Source organism: Pseudoduganella dura, assembly GCF_009727155.1.
Taxonomy (GTDB): Bacteria; Pseudomonadota; Gammaproteobacteria; order Burkholderiales; family Burkholderiaceae_D; genus Rugamonas; species Rugamonas dura.
In genome coordinates this window covers 946,748-962,245 of the sequence record NZ_WNWM01000002.1, presented here as the reverse complement: position 1 = coordinate 962,245, position 15,498 = coordinate 946,748, and the positions used below count along the sequence as shown (strand labels likewise).

Genomic DNA, 15,498 nt, shown 5'->3' with positions numbered 1-15,498 from the left:
TGCCAACGGTACGAAACAGGCTGAATCTTCTTGTCCATCGCCGTTCTTGCGGTCGAGATGTCGCCGGATCGTACCGCTTCGCGTGCCGCCCGGAAGACGCCATGAAAAACAGCTCCCGGAGCGCAGGAGCTGTTTTGATTCACGATTGCTCATGGCCGATTCGCCGTTTCAACCTGAAAACATGGTGGCCAAATCGGTCAGTGCGCTGCCGGCACGCCTGCCATCGGCATGTCCGCTGGCGACGCAATCGGGTGGAATCGGCGCTCTATCACGGCTGCCTGGCGGGCCACTTGCCAGGAAGGTTGTCACGAAGCAGTCGCGCCACTTCTTCGAGCTCCTTGTAACCCTGGAGACGATCTTCCTTGTTGTAGACCCATGATGTATACATCACACCGTCTAGAGCAGGCGTCATGGGATCGCTGATGATCTCGATCCAGTTCTTCACGCTGTCCCGGTTGTCGTGATACAAGGCGGCAACTTGCTTGTGGCCGCGCCGTGCAAAGAAATTGAGCGATGCGGCACGGATCTTGTCGTCCGCCATGGCCGTTCTGCCGCCACCGGCCGAATTGACCACCACGATATTCGAATCGAGCTTGACGGATGAGGGCACCAGGCTGCCGTTGACTTGCCAGTAATTCGCCCTGGCATTCACGTGCGGATCGAACATCTGGTTCCATGTGAGAATCTCGACCGATTTATTATTGGCAACGATGTTGGACCGCACCTTGTTGACGGTGGAAGCCAGGTAATCTGCCGCATTATTCCCGGTGGCGCAGGATTTGTCCCAGTTCATGACGCGGATATCGTCATAGGGCATGAAGTATTTATTCGTATTGCCTTCGCCGAACTTGTTTCCAAACAGCTGGAACAAATTCCTGTGCAACGTATTCTGCCAATAGAAATATCCGTCCGTGCACGCTGTCGATGGCGTGTTCCATCGTCCGGCGAGGTTTACACCTGATTGATGCCAGGAAACCGTCACGTCCTGACCACTTGCTATCCTGCTTCCTTTGGGTATGTTCAGTTTTCCATTGATCGAATCGATGGCGTAATCTTGGCCTTTGGCGTATTGGATTCCGTTGCCGGTTACCACCGTCGTGATACTCGCGCGGTCCACCAGTTTGGGAAGGCCGATCTCGTAAAGTTCGACATCGTCGATCAGGGCGAACGTGGCGGGGTCGCCTTTGGTCTGGTTCGAGAACCACAGATTAAGATTCGTGAAGTTCCCGGTATTGAAGATCAATTCGTATTTCTTCCAGTCCGAACTGTTTTCGGCAAACAGTTCCCGGTTGCTCTTGGCTTCCCACTCGCCATTGCTGCCGAGCGCCCAGCCCAGGCCGTTCTTGTACGCCGGGGCGCCGGAAGCGACATCGAGGATCTGGATGAAAAGGTCCGACGTAACGTAACCGGGGCTGGCCTTGAGCCAGAAAGAAAGCTTGTAGGATTTATGTGCCGGCAATTTCAGGTTCTTGACGAGCCTGGAGTTGTAATTGGGTTCTCCGTTCGGTAACTTGATCGTTCCATCCGACGGCGTCAGTTTGATCGCCGGTGCGCGCGTGTGGCCTTCGGATTTATCCACCGTCACTACCGTGTCCATGCCCCATCCGGCTGTCGTATCGAAGCCTCCGTCCGGAATCTTGTTTGTTAGGTCCTTTACCCGGCCAGTGCTGCCTTCGACAGTAAACACGGTATTCGTCGGCAAGGCTTCGACGAGGTTTGAATTCAGTGCGGCCGGCACTTCCGGGCCGCCGGCCACCGGAATGAGTTCGATATTATTCTGGCTGGCCAGTGCAACCAGTTTTTTCGTGTTTTCAATTATCAGATTGTATTTATTCTGAGGCAGGCCGGCCAGCGAGGTGAAGGAGCCATCGCCGCCGCTATTGAGAGCGATGCCGTTGAAGCCTTCCTTCCGGGCCTGCACGATCAGCGTTTGCAGGGCTGCATAGTCCGCCGGCAACGTGATGTTGCCGTTGAAATAAATCCACCGCTTCTTGAAACAGTCCTGGCAGGCATCGGCGGCAACGGCAGTCGAGATGCCGAAACCGGCCATGATCGCCGATACGACGATCTTCTGTACCAATTTCTTCATACGTATTCCTAGTTAAAAATAAGACAACATTTTAGCATTGACACATCCTTGCGGTAACTCGATGCAGGTGAAACTACCCATATTTTGGTTATTTGCAACACTAGCAAAATAAAAGTTAATTTGTAAATCGTGCAAATACGGCTGTTTCCTCGTGGAATAGTATTAATGGAGCCTCTTGCATGCATGAGCTGGTTTAGCGATGCTGAATGGTGCCGGTATCTGGAATATGCTGGTTCGAAGCATTGCCGCGCATCGATCACACTTGCTTTTTCCGAAAGCGACAGGCTGGATTCGAATCAGGCCGGCCGACCCGGAAATTGCGCCCGGGTTCGACTTGTCCAAACGGTATTACCGTCACCGAAAAGTGCCTGACTGCTCGCGTTCTGTCACGTAACGCCTTGCTGTATCATTCCGTCCTTGAATACGAAAGCCGCACATGCTCATCATCACCATCAAACAGGGTAAGGAAAAAGGCCTGCTGGCCGGCGACCCGTGGATCTACGCCTCCGCCATCGACAAGGTCGACGGCAAGCCCCAGGAACTCAGGAAGCCCGGCGCCACGGCGATCGTGCAGTCGTCGTCGCGCCAGTTCCTGGCCCGCGCGGCCTACAATGCCAAGTCGCAGATCGCCGCCCGCGTGTGGACGCTGCGCGAGGACGAGCCGATCGACCACGCGATGATGAAGCGGCGCGTGCAGGCCGCCATCGCCCGCCGCGCCGATGCGCTGCGCAACGCCGACATGCAGGCACTGGTGCCGCTCGTCGACGGCGAGAAGGACGGCTTGCCGGGCCTGCTGGTGCACAGCTACGGCGGCAAGGATGGCTACCTGATCTGCCAGTTCAATGCCGGCGGCGTGGACTTGTGGAAGATACCTGTGGTGCAGGCGCTCCTCGCGGCCACGGACTGCCCCAATGTCTACGAGCGCTGCGATGCGCTGCTGCGCAAGGGGGAAGGGCTGCCTGTCGCGGCGCGCGTGCTGGCCGGCGTCGAACCGCCCCAACGCCTGATGGTGCGCGAAGGCAGCCGCATCGCGCCGATGGATATCCGTACCGGTTTTACTTACCCGCGCTGAGAGCGGGTCCGGATCCGGCGACGCAATCCGGTCCCATCGTGCGTCGATGAACGTGATGGAGGTGCCATGTCCGCTTTTACCGTGAAAACCTGCGCGATCCTGATGGCCGTGATCTGCGCACTGCCCGCTGCCGCGGTCACGCGCTATGCCGGCATGTGCGACGCCTCCGCCGCCGTCATGCTCGACGGCGACAGGTTCGTCGTCGCGAACGACGAGGACAATGTCCTGCGCGTGTACAGCCTTCGTGCCCCGGGCCAGCCTGTCGCCACCCTGAATCTCCAGGCTTTCCTGGGCGTGGAGAAGGAGGCGGACATCGAAGGCGCGGCCCGCGTCGGCAACCGCGTCTACTGGCTCACTTCGCACGGCGCGAACAAGAACGGCAAGCCCAGGCCGGACCGGCGCCGCCTGTTCGCGACGGAAGTCGGCGCGGGCACGGGCGGGGCGAGCCTTCGTCCGGCCGGAACGGCTTATTCCGGCTTGCCGAAGCTCTTCGCGCACCCCATCGGCATCCGCTACCACCTTGCCGAAGTGGCGCTCCTGTCTCCCGAAAGCAAGGGCGCCCTCAACATCGAGGGCCTGGCGGCGGACGCCGCCGGCGGCCTGCTGATCGGTTTCCGCAATCCTGTTCCCGGTGGCCGCGCACTCATCGTGCCGCTCAGGAATCCGCAGGCGCTCGTGGCCGCCGGCGGCGCGAACGCCGAGCCGGAATTCGGCGATGCGGTCGAACTCGATCTCGGCGGGCTGGGCATTCGCAGCATCGAGGCCGTTCCCGGTACCGGCGGCTACCTGATCGTCGCCGGCCCGAGCGGGTCAGGGAAAAAATTCGCGTTGTTCGGCTGGCGCGCGGGCGCGAAGGCCGTGCCGCTGGACGTTGCACTGCCGGCCGGTTTCCGGCCCGAGGCGCTGATGGTCGATGGCAAGCAGCGCGTGATCCATCTGATCAGCGACGATGGGGACGCATGTACCGATCCCGGATTCAGGTTGCTGACGCTGGCACTTCCCGTCTGGTAGAACACCCAAATCAATCCGTATCCAGGTAAGGCGCGATCGCGGGCACCGCCTGCGCCAGTTCCTTTGCAACCATCGCGCCGAAGAAGGCGGCACCCTTCGGCCCCAGGTGCGTCCAGTCGAACGCGTTTTTCACCTTGTTGCCGGCGGGATCGGGCACCGCCGGCGGTTCGACCGCCAGCGTATCCGCCCCTGCTTGGCCCATGGCCTGCACGGCCTGCGCACTCTCCGTGTTCAGGTCGAGCAGGACGACGCGCTCCCGCGCGGCCGCCTTGCGCGTGGCCGCGCCCCACGGCGCCAGCGTGTCGCGCAGGTACGGCCCCCTGAAGGTGCGGCGCGTCAACGGCGTGACGAGCACCGGCACGCCGCCGAGCGCGCGCACGTCGGCGGCATAGCGTGCCATGTTCGCGGGGAACTCGGCCACCAGGTCGGTCGCGTGCCGCTTGCCCGGCTGGTCGTTGTGGCCGAACTGCACCAGCACATACTGCGCACTGAATTTTCCACCATCGTTGCCCCCATCGTCGCCGCCATCGCGCAGCAGTTCCCGCACCTTGTCCCAGCGGCCTTCGGCCCGGAAGCTCTTCGAGCTGCGCCCGTTCGCCGCCAGGTTCACGCAGGCGACTTCAGGCCTGAAGCGCGCGCACAGCGCGTCGCCATAGCCATTGCCCGTGGCAATCGTCGAATCGCCGACGAGAATCACGCGGATCGGCGCCAGGGCGGCGGCGTGGGCGCCGGCAGCCACGGTGAGCGCCGCGAGCAGGACTATCGTTCGTTGCATGACGATCCCTCGAATGGATAATTCAGGCCGAAAATTTCCGGTCGACGACCTTGCCGCCGATCTTCACGTTGGCCAGCACCACGTCCCGCGCATTGTGCAGGTACACCGGCTCCCTGCCGTTGCGCGGCGTGCCGAAGTCGCAGTCGGTGATCGTCACGTTGGTCACCGGCGGAATCGCCGTGCCGGCCGGGCCGTTGAAGCTGGCGGCGACGGGCCCCAGGATCAGCACGGCCTGCCAGCACGAGAACTCGCCATCGGCCATCTTGACGTTCCGCGCGCGCAGGTTCGAGATGTGCACGTCCGACACCGCGGTGGGACGGGTACGCACGCCATCGTCGCCGGCCGCGTAGTTGCAGTCGATCGTGACGATCGCGCCGCTGCCGGTGGCCAGGCCCTTGAAGGGATTGGCCGCGTCCGGCGGGGAACTCTTGCGGGCGCGCGCATCCACGCCGTTCGGCACCGTCACGTCGCGCACGTACAGGTGGCGCAGGAAGCCGCCGCGGTTCAGATTCGCTTTCAGCCGGATAGCGCTGCGCAGCGGGTCGCTTGCCCAGTGCGCGTTGCGGAAATCGATGCGCTGCGCGTACACGTGCTCGATGCCGCCAGCCATCTCGCTGCCGAGCGTCACGCCGCCATGGCCGCTGTTCATCACGCAGTCCTGGATCACCACGTTGCGGGTGGGCCCATACTGCGTGTCGCGGTTCTTGCCGGACTTGATCGCGATGCAGTCGTCGCCCGTATTGAACATGCAGTGCTCGACGAGAACGGTGTCGCACGATTCGGGATCGAAGCCGTCGTTGTTCGGCCCCTTGCTTTCCATGTTCACCTTGCTGATGCGCAGGTTGCGGCAGTTCACCGGGTGGTGCAGCCAGAACGGGGACTGCACCACCTGGTAGCCCTCGAGAAGCACGTCGGTGCAGCCGATCAGCTCGATCATGCACGGGCGCAGGTGGTGGCCGATGCCGAACACGCGCCGCGCGACCGGCACGCCGGCTTCGGAAAGCGCGGGCAGGTAGCGCGTGTCGCCATTCCAGCGCGGATGATTACCCTGGATCAGCGCGCGCTGTTCCGGGGCCAGTGTGGGCGCCACCGTTTCGAGCGGCAGATTGAGCGGGTTGACGGTCGCGGCGTTCACCTTGCCGTCCTTGCGGTCGATCCAGTCCCACCATGGGCCTTCGCCGGCATCGACGTGCACGCCGGCCTGGCCATTGAGCACGCTGGTCCAGTCTTCGCCGGTCAGCGCGATGTTCGACTGGTTGTACGCATACACCAGCGGCGAGTAGTTCAGCAGGTCGTTGCCCTGCCAGCGCGACAGCACCAGCCTGCCGGCCTTGCCGCAGTCGATGTCGCCATACTTCGCATAGTCGGCCGGGTCGGCGCTGAAGTACACCTGCGCATTGGCCGCCAGGTGCACGTGCACGTTCGAGCGCAGCACGATCGGGCCCTTGCAGTACCAGCTGCCGGCCGGCACGAGCACGCGGCCGCCGCCCGCGCGGCTGGCGGCCGCGATGGCGTTGGCAAGCGCCGGGTAGCAGTCGGGCGAACCAGGGGCCGGCGTCATCACATCCGTCCGCTCGGTGCGCCAGACCGACTGCGCCGGCACCAGCGCGCAGGGCCTGGCGCCGAAGGCGGTGATCGTGAAATCTTCGCTGCGGAAGACAAGGCGGCGCGAGCAGCGGTCGACGACCTGCTGCGCGCGTCGCCATGGATCGGCCGGCGCCGCGGATTCCTTGGCAGCAACCGCCAGCGGCACCGCGCCCGAGGCCAGCAGCGCACCCGCCGCCGAGGTGTCGCGCAGGAAGCGGCGGCGTCGCCGGTCGAGCGGATCGGTCATGTGATTTTCACTTTTCATGTCGGGGCTGGAAATGTCGTTCATGGCAGCGGCATGAACCCCTCGGTCCGCACCTTCCAGGTGCCATCGTCGGGGAACCCCGGCGTGGCGCGGGGCGCACCATCCCAGCCGCCGGCCATCATCGCCACGGCGGCAAGCAGCGCGCCATTGCCGGGCAAATAGACGGGCAGGGCCTTGTTCGGGTTGTGCCCGGCCGCCGTGTAGCCGTTGTTCGGGCCGTCGGACTTGAGCAGCACGCCCACCGCCAGCTCCGGCGCATCCAGCCGGGCCGCCGTCATGGCGATCATCGGGTAATCCCAGCCCCAGATCTTGGTGTTCCAGTCCCACTTCGCCAGCACCGCGTCGAGCGTGTTGCGCATGATCGCGCGGTCCACGCCGTCGCCCGGCAACTGGCCCAGCGCCATCAGGAACGACGGGTGGTCGTGGCGGCTGTCGACGTTGTCCCAGGTATCAGGGGTCGATTCCAGCGCCACGTACTTGCCGTCTTTCACCGGCAGCTTCGACAGTCCCGTCCTGCGCCGTTCCCAGTCCTCGTCGCGCGGCATGCCGAGCCGTTCGCGCCACTGCTGCGCGATCTCCAGGCCGCGCGCCCAGTAGCTCAGCTCATAGGTGGGGTTCATGCTGGTGCCCTGGTCGTAGATCTCCTGGGCGATCCACAGCGGCGGGCCAAGCACGTAGCGCTTGCCTTTGTCATCCCAGTGCAGCATCGTGGCCATGCCCTGCGCGGTGTCGAACACCAGTTCCCGGTAGCGTTCGAGCGTTTCGCGCGTGGGATTGGCGCGGTACAGCAGTTCGGCCAGGTGGATCGGGTGCGGCTGGTTCCACACGATGAGCGGGTTGCCGCCTGGGCTTTCGCGGCCGCCCGGCCCGGTCATCTTCATCCAGCGAGCGCCTTTCAGCCCGCGTTCGGCGGCCACGGCGCGCGCCACCGGCAGCGTGCGCTGGAACCAGGTCAGCGTGCGCGCCGTGTATTCGGGGCGGCCCCACAGCGCGAAGTGAGCGGTGTGCCACCACACCATCTCGGTATGGTGCTTGCCATACCAGGTCGACGTCGTGAGCCCGCTCTCCGACGCCGGCATCTCGTCGCCCAGCTGGATCGCGGCCAGGTACTGGGACAGCACCACGCGCCGTTCCAGTTCGGCCGCGCGCGGGTCCGTGCTGCCGGCGAAATCGATGGCCGCGCCGCTGCGCCAGAACCGGTCCCAGAAGGCGCTGCCGGTCTTGAAGACGCTGGCGGCGGCGGGCGCCGGGGCGATGCCGTCCCGCACGAATGAAATCGTCAGCTCCAGCGTTTCGCCGGATTTCGGCGTGATCTCGAACACGTGGGCACCTGGATGCGCAATGGTCAGAGGGGTGCCGCTGGCCAGCGTCATCGCATAACGGGAAGCGTCGCGCGTGTGCTCGACCACGAGCCTGCGGCCGGTCTGTTCCAGCACCTTCGTCCGGTGTCCGTCCGGCTGCGACCAGTCCAGCGGCGGGTTGTGGTGATCGCCCGGCCGGTAGCCGTAGGGCAGGGCGATGCGCACGGCCACCCGGCCGCCCGCCAGCAGCGGCGAACGGATGCGCAGCGCGAGCGTGTCGCTGTCCGGACTGACGGCGCTGCTGACGGATACCGGCTGGCCGAGCAGCCGCACGTGGCTGTCCAGCTGACCCTTCCACAGGTCCAGGCGCTGGTCGACGTCCTTGACGTCGGCGGCGGCGAGGGGCCGGGCTCCGGTACCGGTCAGCACGAAGCCGATCTGCGGCAGCGGGTGCACGTGCGGGTTCTCGCGCAGCCACTGGCCGGCCGGCGACTTCGCGTTCATCGGGTAGCCGACGGTGCGGCCCCAGGCGGTGTAGTCGCGGTTCGCGTCGGACAGCTTGTAGCCGTGCGGATTGGGGTTCTCATGCCATGACCAGCGCGCGCCGGTTTCGGTCGGCGTGCCCTGGCCGTGGTAATGGTCCGGCAGTGTCTGCAGGCCCGTCACATCGGCCGTGAAGGCAAAGCGGCCGTTGCCCACGCTGAGTGGCGACATCGGATCGATGGCCCGCAAATGCGGATCGTGGCGCTTGACGACGGCCTGGCGGTCGATCGGGGCGGCGTTCGCCGCGATGAGCACGGCCAGCAGCGGAAGGCCGGCAAGGTGGTGTGGCTTGAGCATCGGGTAAATTAACCTTTCCTTGCGGGGTTGCGCACGACGAACGTTCCGGCCGGCAGCCCGGTCACGCGGCTGTCTTCGCCCACTTCCACCGGTGCATCAGCCGGCAGTCGCAGCTTCGTATTGGTAAAGCGCCAGTCCTGCGCCTCGTGGATATGGCCGCCGCTCTTCGCTTCGATGTCGATGCCGTCGAAATGGAAGCGCTGCAGCGGCGCTTCGGCAATGCCGGCCACCTCGAACGCGCTCTTCGCGCCGGTGGCCCTGATGTTCCAGATTTTTATATCACGGAAATGGGCCAGGCCCCTGTCCTTCGGTACCGGCGTGGCCATCACCCTCCAGTGGGGCGGCACATCCTTCGCATCGGCCGGAATGGCGGCGTAGCTGTAGGCCGGGTTCCAGTTCATGTTGATGCGCATGACGATCGGCGTGCCGTGCATCGTGATGTCGTGCAGGCGCAGGTTCTCGCCCCAGCCGCCGCGCGTGTGCGCCGACTTGAACAGGATGCCGACGGGCGTGTGTTCGTCGAACGTGAGGTTGTAGGCCTCGATATTGCGGAAGCCCCCGGAGGTTTCGCTGCCGAACGTGATGCCGCCCTTCGAGGCGCGCACGATCACGTCGCGGATCAGCACGTCCTCGGTCGGTCGGTTCACGCGCAGGCCGTCGGCATCGCGCCCGGCTTTCAGCGCCAGCGCATCGTCGTTGACGGAAATATCCGCGTTCGCCACCACCACCCTGCGCGACGAATCGATGTCGATGCCGTCCGTCGACGGCCCCTTGCCGTCCTCGTTGTTGCGGATCGTCAGGCCATCCACCGTCACGTCGTTCGAATAGCACACGTGCACGGTCCAGAAACCGGCGCGGCGCATCAGCAGGCCGCCGCCCACCTTCACGTCGGACGAGTCGAACACCTGCACCAGGCGCGGGCGGCGCGCATCGTAGTCCGAAGCCCAGCGCAGGCCGCGCGGCTGGTACTCCTTGCGCAGCGCCAGGTAGGCATCCCAGAACACCTTGCCGTCGCCATCGATCGTTCCTTCGCCCACGATGGCGGCATTTTGCTGCCGGTAGATGTTGACGAGCGCCGCCGGCCACGTCATCTCGATGCCGGCGATCCTGGTCGGCATCAACGGGTAATCGTCGATATCGCGGGAGCCGAGCAGGGTCACGCCCTTGCCCAGCTTCAGCGTGACGCCTGATTTGACGAAGACCGAGCCGGTAAGGTACGTCCCGGCCGGGAAGACCACGGTGCCCGCTTCCTTCGCGGCGGCATCGATCGCCTTCTGGATCGCCGCGGTGTTCTTCGTCACGCCGTCGCCGTTGCCGCCGTAGTCGCGCACGTTGAAATCGGCCGCGAAGCCATGCGCGGCGGCGAGCAGCAGGGCGGCGGCGAGAATGGTGCTTTGCATGGAGTCCTGGTCAAGGGTTGTATTTTTTAAAAGCCGACAGTGCTTAATGAATAAAAAACTTCATGTTTGCACCGGCGAGTGTAATCATGCATGTTTCGGCATGGGCAGCATGCAAGCACTTGCTCACGAACTTGACCAATGCGTGGGCGAATTGCCACAGGGCGCACGACAGGGGCGCACGACAGGCGCGGCGACCGGCAAGATGACCGGCGCGGCCTCCGATGGCCCGGGCATTGCCGCGAATCGGGGATATAATTTATTCAATACAAGATCCGAGACCCCATGGCCCGACCGCCCCTCGTCTTCAAGCGCAGCACCAACCTGCTGCTGGAACATTTCGCCGCGCACGTGGCGATCGGCGAGCCGTTGCCGACTGAGCAGCAGATGGCCAAACTGGTCGAGGGCAGCCGCACCGCGGTGCGCAGCGTGCTCGGCCACCTGCATGCGCAGGGCCTGATCGGCGACCTGAAGGAACGCCGCCTGCTCCGCAAGCCGCGACGCAAGGATTATTTCGACCTCGCCGAGCTGCAGCCCGGCTCCGACCGCATCCGGGAAGTGCTGCTGGAGCGCATCTACCAGCGCGACATGCCGCCCGGCGCCGAATTCTCGGAGGCGGAACTGGCGCGGGCCTCCGGTACCGGCACGATCAGCGTGCGCGAGTTCCTGATCGAATTCTCGCGCTCCGGGCTGATCGAAAAGAAGCCGCGCGGCGGCTGGCGGCTGTGCGCCTTCGACCGCTCGTTCGCGATGGAACTGGCCGACGTGCGGCAGATGTTCGAATTCGCCGCGGTGGATCGCTTCGCGCAGTTGCCGCCGGATGATCCCGCGTTCGAGCAACTGAACGAACTGATTGCCCGCCACGAACAGCTGGGCTCCGTGATGCCGGCGCGGCACAAGGATTTTCCGGCACTGGACCGCGACTTCCACACTTTCCTGATCGGGCTGCTGAACAACCGCTTCGCCAGGAGCCTGTACGACAGCGTATCGCTGGTGTTCCACTATCACTACCAGTGGGACAAGGAGGAGGAGCAGAGCCGCAACCAGTACGCGGTGCACGAGCACCTGGACATCATGCGGGCACTCGCGCGGCGCGATTTCGCCGGGGCCCGCGAGGCGATGCGGATCCACCTGGATTCGTCGCGCAGCACGCTGCTGCAGGGGATACGCACCAGGGAACGGAAGGCGCGGCCGGGGTAAGGCCGTACACTCACCGGAAAACATCAACGACAAGGAGACCACCACACATGACCGACATCGACCAGCGCCGCCGCACCCTCTGCATGCAACTTCTCGGCGGCCTCGCCGGCATCGCCCTCGGCGGCGCCGCCAGGGCACGGCCGTCGGTGGACGAATCGGCCAGGGTCTTCCGGCTCGACGGCGCGGACGTGACGTACGCGTTCGGCGTGAACGGGGAAGGGCAGCTGCAGACGCTGTACTGGGGCAGCGCGCTGGCCGCGGGCGACACGTTGCCGACGCCCGTGCCGGTACCCGAAAACTCGTCCAATGAAATGCCGGTCACCATCACGCCGCTGGAATTCCCCGGCTTCGGCGGCGGCCTGACCGTGGAGCCGGCCCTGAAGGTGACCTTCCCGGACGGGGTGCGCGACCTGGTATTGCGCTACGTGGACCACCAGGTCGGCAACGACCGGATCGTGGTGCGGCTGAAGGACGTGAGCCGCGCGGTGCACGTTTCCGTCACCTATGCGATGGATGCGGCGACCGGCATCGTGGCCCGCTCGGCGACCGTGGAAAACCGCACCGCCGGCTGGATCCAGCTCGACCAGCTGGCGGCGGCGAGCCTCAACCTGCCGTACAGCGACGACTACCGCCTGTCCTACCTCACCGGGCGCTGGGCGGGCGAGTTCGCGCTGCAGACGCGCCCGATCGTGCCGGGTTCGATCGTGATCGAGAGCCGCAAGGGCGTCACGTCCCACCAGGCCAATCCGTGGATCGCGATCAGCCGCGCGGGCACGCAGGAAGAAGCCGGACCCGTGTGGTTCGGCGCACTGGGCTGGAGCGGTTCGTGGCGCATCCACGTCGACATGGATGCGCTGGGCGGCGTGCGCACCACGGCAGGCTACAACCCGTTCGATTTCGCCTACCGGTTGAAGCCGGGGGAGAGCCTGGCGTCGCCCGTCTTCCATGCCGGATATTCGGGCGACGGCTTCGGCGGCGCATCCCGCATGTTCCACCGCTACCAGCGCGAGCGCATCCTGCCCGGCGCGCCGTCGCCACGGCTGCGGCCCGTGCTGTACAACTCGTGGGAAGCCACGCTGTTCGCCGTCGATGAAGCGGGACAGACGGCGCTGGCCGAGAAGGCGGCCAGCATCGGTGTCGAGCGCTTCGTGATGGACGACGGCTGGTTCGGCGCCCGCAACGGCGACAAGGCCGGCCTGGGCGACTGGGTCGTGAACAGGAAAAAATTCCCGAACGGACTGGCGCCGCTGATCCGGCGCGTCAACGACCTGGGCATGGAATTCGGGCTGTGGGTGGAGCCGGAGATGGTCAACCCGGACAGCGACCTGTATCGCGCGCATCCCGACTGGGTGATCAACTTCAAGGGCCGGCCGCGCTCGGAGGCGCGCAACCAGCTCGTGCTCAACCTGGCCCGCAGGGACGTGTACGAGCACCTGCTGAAGATGCTCGACAAGCTGCTGACGGACCACAATATCGCCTTCCTGAAGTGGGACCACAACCGCGCCTGGTCGGAACCGGGCTGGCCGGAGGCGGCGCCTGCCGAACAGCAGCGGCTGTACGTCGCCTACGTGGAAAACCTGTACAAGCTGCTGGCAGAACTGCGCCGGCGGCACCCGAAGCTGGAGATCGAGTCGTGCGCCAGCGGCGGCGGCCGCGTCGACCTGGGCATCATGGCCCTGACCGACCAGGTCTGGACGTCCGACAATACCGATCCCCTCGACCGGTTGCTGATCCAGGACGGCTTCAGCCGCGCCTACGCGCCGGCGATCATGATGGCGTGGGTGACCGATGCGCCGAACTTCGTCAACAAGCGTGTCACGTCGCTGGAATACCGCTTCCTGTCCGCGATGCAGGGCGGGCTGGGCATCGGCGCCAACCTGAATCACTGGAAGGACGACGACTTCGCCAAGGCAAAGCGCCTGGTGGCGGAATACAAGACGATCCGCATGACGGTGCAGCAGGGGAACCTGTACCGCCTCGTGTCGCCGCAGGGCGGCTCGGCCCGTTCGGCCACGCTGTCGGTGGCGCAGGACGCCAAACAGGCCGTGCTGTTCGCCTTCCTCCATTCGGGCGGCCTGCGCGAAGCCCGGCCGCGCATCCAGCTGCGCGGGCTCGATCCGAAGAAAACGTATGCGCTGCGGGCCATTTCCGGCGGCGTGTCGCCGCGAACGCCGAAGCGGGCCAGCGGCGCCTACTGGATGGGGCATGGACTGGACGTCGTGCTCGAAGGGGATTTCCAGGCCGCGGCTTTCGTGCTGGACGGGGCCTGACCGCGTTGGCGATCGACCCCGTGGCGGCGGGCCGGGCGGCTCAGTCGAACAGCGTCAAGCCGTCATACGGCGCCAGGCGCAGCGATGCCAGTCGCGACGCCAGGCTGCCGGCGTGGATCTCCAGCTTGTGCCCGTCGGGGTCGAGGAAATACAGCGAATCGCCCTCGCTGCTGTTGTCCTGCCATTGCGTGACGCCCAGTGCCCGCAGGGCGGCCGCATGTGCCGCGAACCGCGCGGCTTCGACGGTGAACGCCACATGCGTGTATTCGGGCAGCGGGCCTTGCCGGCACCGCCTGTCGAGGGTGAGGCACAGCCACAGGCCATCCACCGACAGGTAGGCGCCACGGGCCCATTTCGCCCGCGGCCGGAAGCCCAGCGTATCCACGTAAAAGGCGAACGAGGGCTCCAGGTCGGAGACGGACAGCGTGATGTGATTGAGGGAGGTGATCATGGTGGCCGGTCGAGAGCAACCTGGTCATTGTAATGTGCCGGCGTCCTTGCGATTCTCAATTTCTTGATCGGCCCGGCGCCGTTGCCGGTGCGGCGAACTGGTAGAGTGCATGCAGCTCATGCCGGTCCTTGCCGGCTATCCTTGCCACTGCCCACATGCCGATCACCATCAGACAATTCGCGCCCGCGGTGCTCGCCGCCATCGCCTGCGCCAGTGCCGGGGCCCAGGACGACCGGGGCTACAAGGTCTTCCAGTTCCCCGCCAATAAGATCCCCGTCATCGACGGCAAGGCCGACGACTGGCGCGATTTCCCGGACGCGTACGTGGTTGGCACCGACCAGTTGCGGGACGACTCCGGGAAGGGGCGCAGGATCGACCCGAAAAGCCTCGACGTGAAGGTGCGCGTGGCGTGGGTGGCAGGCCTGAACCGGCTGTATTTTCTCTACGAAGCCTGGGACGACCACTGGGACTACGCCGATCCCGGCCTGCACAACGATACCTTCGAGATCGTCGTCGACGGCGATCTCTCGGGCGGGCCGCTGATCGACACATTGCACCCGGACCAGTCGCTGCCATGGGCGCAGCGCTACTTCGCCTATCACGGCGTGCATGCGCAAAACTACCACATCTTCACGCCGGCGGCCGGCAAGGACTGGGCGCTGCTGTGGGGCCCGCAGGCATGGCTGAAGAAGCTGCCGTACTCGAACATCGCTTATTCGTACGACGCGAAGCCGGGCCAGCCCGGCAAGCTGACGGCCGAATTCTGGATCACGCCGTTCGACTACGCCGGCGCCGATCCCGCCCGCGCGGTGGCATCGCAGCTGTCCGACAACAGCAAGGTCGGCCTGACCTGGGCGGTCATCGACTACGACGGCCCGGACGAAGCGTCGAAGAAGGGCTTCTGGAACCTGTCGGCGCATCGCAGGATGTACGGCAACGCCAGCCTGGGCACCGTCTTCACGCTGATGCCGCTGGAAGCGAAGTACCGGAAGCCGTTCGAGGCGCAGTGGTCGTTCATCGTCACGGACATGGCGCGGCGCAGCGTGACCTTCCGGGACGAGAGCGTGGGGCCGGTCACCCGGTGGCTCTGGGACTTTGGCGACGGCACCACGTCGACCGAGCAGCATCCGGTGCACCGGTACAGGGAGGCCGGCAAGTTCCTCGTCGTGCTGACCGTGGACGGCCCGCAGGGATCGTCCCGGATGGCGAAGCTGTGGGACGTGGCGGTGGAATAAACCGC

General features: G+C 65.1%; 11 protein-coding genes. 5 read left to right on the top strand and 6 right to left on the bottom strand.

Annotated features, from left to right (window positions below):
- Positions 1-268: 268 nt before the first annotated feature.
- On the bottom strand, positions 269-2,089 hold the full coding sequence (locus tag GJV26_RS04380) for a hypothetical protein (protein WP_155707761.1): 1,821 nt from the start codon (positions 2,087-2,089) through the stop codon (positions 269-271).
- Between the two features lie 436 nt (positions 2,090-2,525).
- Here GJV26_RS04380 and GJV26_RS04375 point away from each other — a divergent pair, with 436 nt between their 5' ends.
- Together GJV26_RS04375 and GJV26_RS04370 are read left to right on the top strand one after the other, a co-directional pair.
- Positions 2,526-3,161, top strand: coding sequence for a class I SAM-dependent rRNA methyltransferase (locus tag GJV26_RS04375; RefSeq protein ID WP_155707760.1), 636 nt, complete (start codon positions 2,526-2,528; stop codon positions 3,159-3,161).
- 66 nt (positions 3,162-3,227) lie between these two features.
- A complete protein-coding gene (locus GJV26_RS04370; protein ID WP_155707759.1) occupies positions 3,228-4,172 on the top strand; it encodes a DUF3616 domain-containing protein in 945 nt (314 codons plus the stop codon).
- Positions 4,173-4,182: 10 nt separating this feature from the next.
- On the opposite strand, the gene GJV26_RS04365 is transcribed toward GJV26_RS04370, so the two are convergent.
- The 4 genes from GJV26_RS04365 to GJV26_RS04350 are packed head-to-tail and all read right to left on the bottom strand — an operon-like array spanning position 4,183 to position 10,340.
- A complete protein-coding gene (locus GJV26_RS04365) occupies positions 4,183-4,947 on the bottom strand; it encodes a rhamnogalacturonan acetylesterase (protein WP_155707758.1) in 765 nt (254 codons plus the stop codon).
- A gap of 22 nt (positions 4,948-4,969) precedes the next feature.
- Complete coding sequence (locus GJV26_RS04360; RefSeq protein ID WP_155707757.1) at positions 4,970-6,781, bottom strand: glycoside hydrolase family 28 protein; 1,812 nt, start codon at positions 6,779-6,781, stop codon at positions 4,970-4,972.
- A 38-nt stretch (positions 6,782-6,819) separates the two neighbouring features.
- Complete coding sequence (locus GJV26_RS04355; protein ID WP_155707756.1) at positions 6,820-8,940, bottom strand: glycoside hydrolase family 65 protein; 2,121 nt, start codon at positions 8,938-8,940, stop codon at positions 6,820-6,822.
- 8 nt (positions 8,941-8,948) lie between these two features.
- The gene (locus GJV26_RS04350) at positions 8,949-10,340 is read right to left on the bottom strand and encodes a glycoside hydrolase family 28 protein (RefSeq protein WP_155707755.1); all 1,392 of its coding nucleotides are present in this window, start codon (positions 10,338-10,340) and stop codon (positions 8,949-8,951) included.
- 282 nt (positions 10,341-10,622) lie between these two features.
- Here GJV26_RS04350 and GJV26_RS04345 point away from each other — a divergent pair, with 282 nt between their 5' ends.
- Positions 10,623-11,537, top strand: coding sequence for a GntR family transcriptional regulator (locus GJV26_RS04345; protein WP_155707754.1), 915 nt, complete (start codon positions 10,623-10,625; stop codon positions 11,535-11,537).
- A gap of 47 nt (positions 11,538-11,584) precedes the next feature.
- A complete protein-coding gene (locus GJV26_RS04340; protein WP_155707753.1) occupies positions 11,585-13,807 on the top strand; it encodes an alpha-galactosidase in 2,223 nt (740 codons plus the stop codon).
- 40 nt (positions 13,808-13,847) lie between these two features.
- On the opposite strand, the gene fos is transcribed toward GJV26_RS04340, so the two are convergent.
- Positions 13,848-14,258, bottom strand: coding sequence for a fosfomycin resistance glutathione transferase (gene fos / locus GJV26_RS04335; protein ID WP_155707752.1), 411 nt, complete (start codon positions 14,256-14,258; stop codon positions 13,848-13,850).
- A 155-nt stretch (positions 14,259-14,413) separates the two neighbouring features.
- On the opposite strand from fos, the gene GJV26_RS04330 reads away from it, so the two are divergent.
- Positions 14,414-15,493, top strand: coding sequence for a PKD domain-containing protein (locus tag GJV26_RS04330; protein ID WP_155707751.1), 1,080 nt, complete (start codon positions 14,414-14,416; stop codon positions 15,491-15,493).
- Positions 15,494-15,498 lie beyond the last annotated feature (5 nt).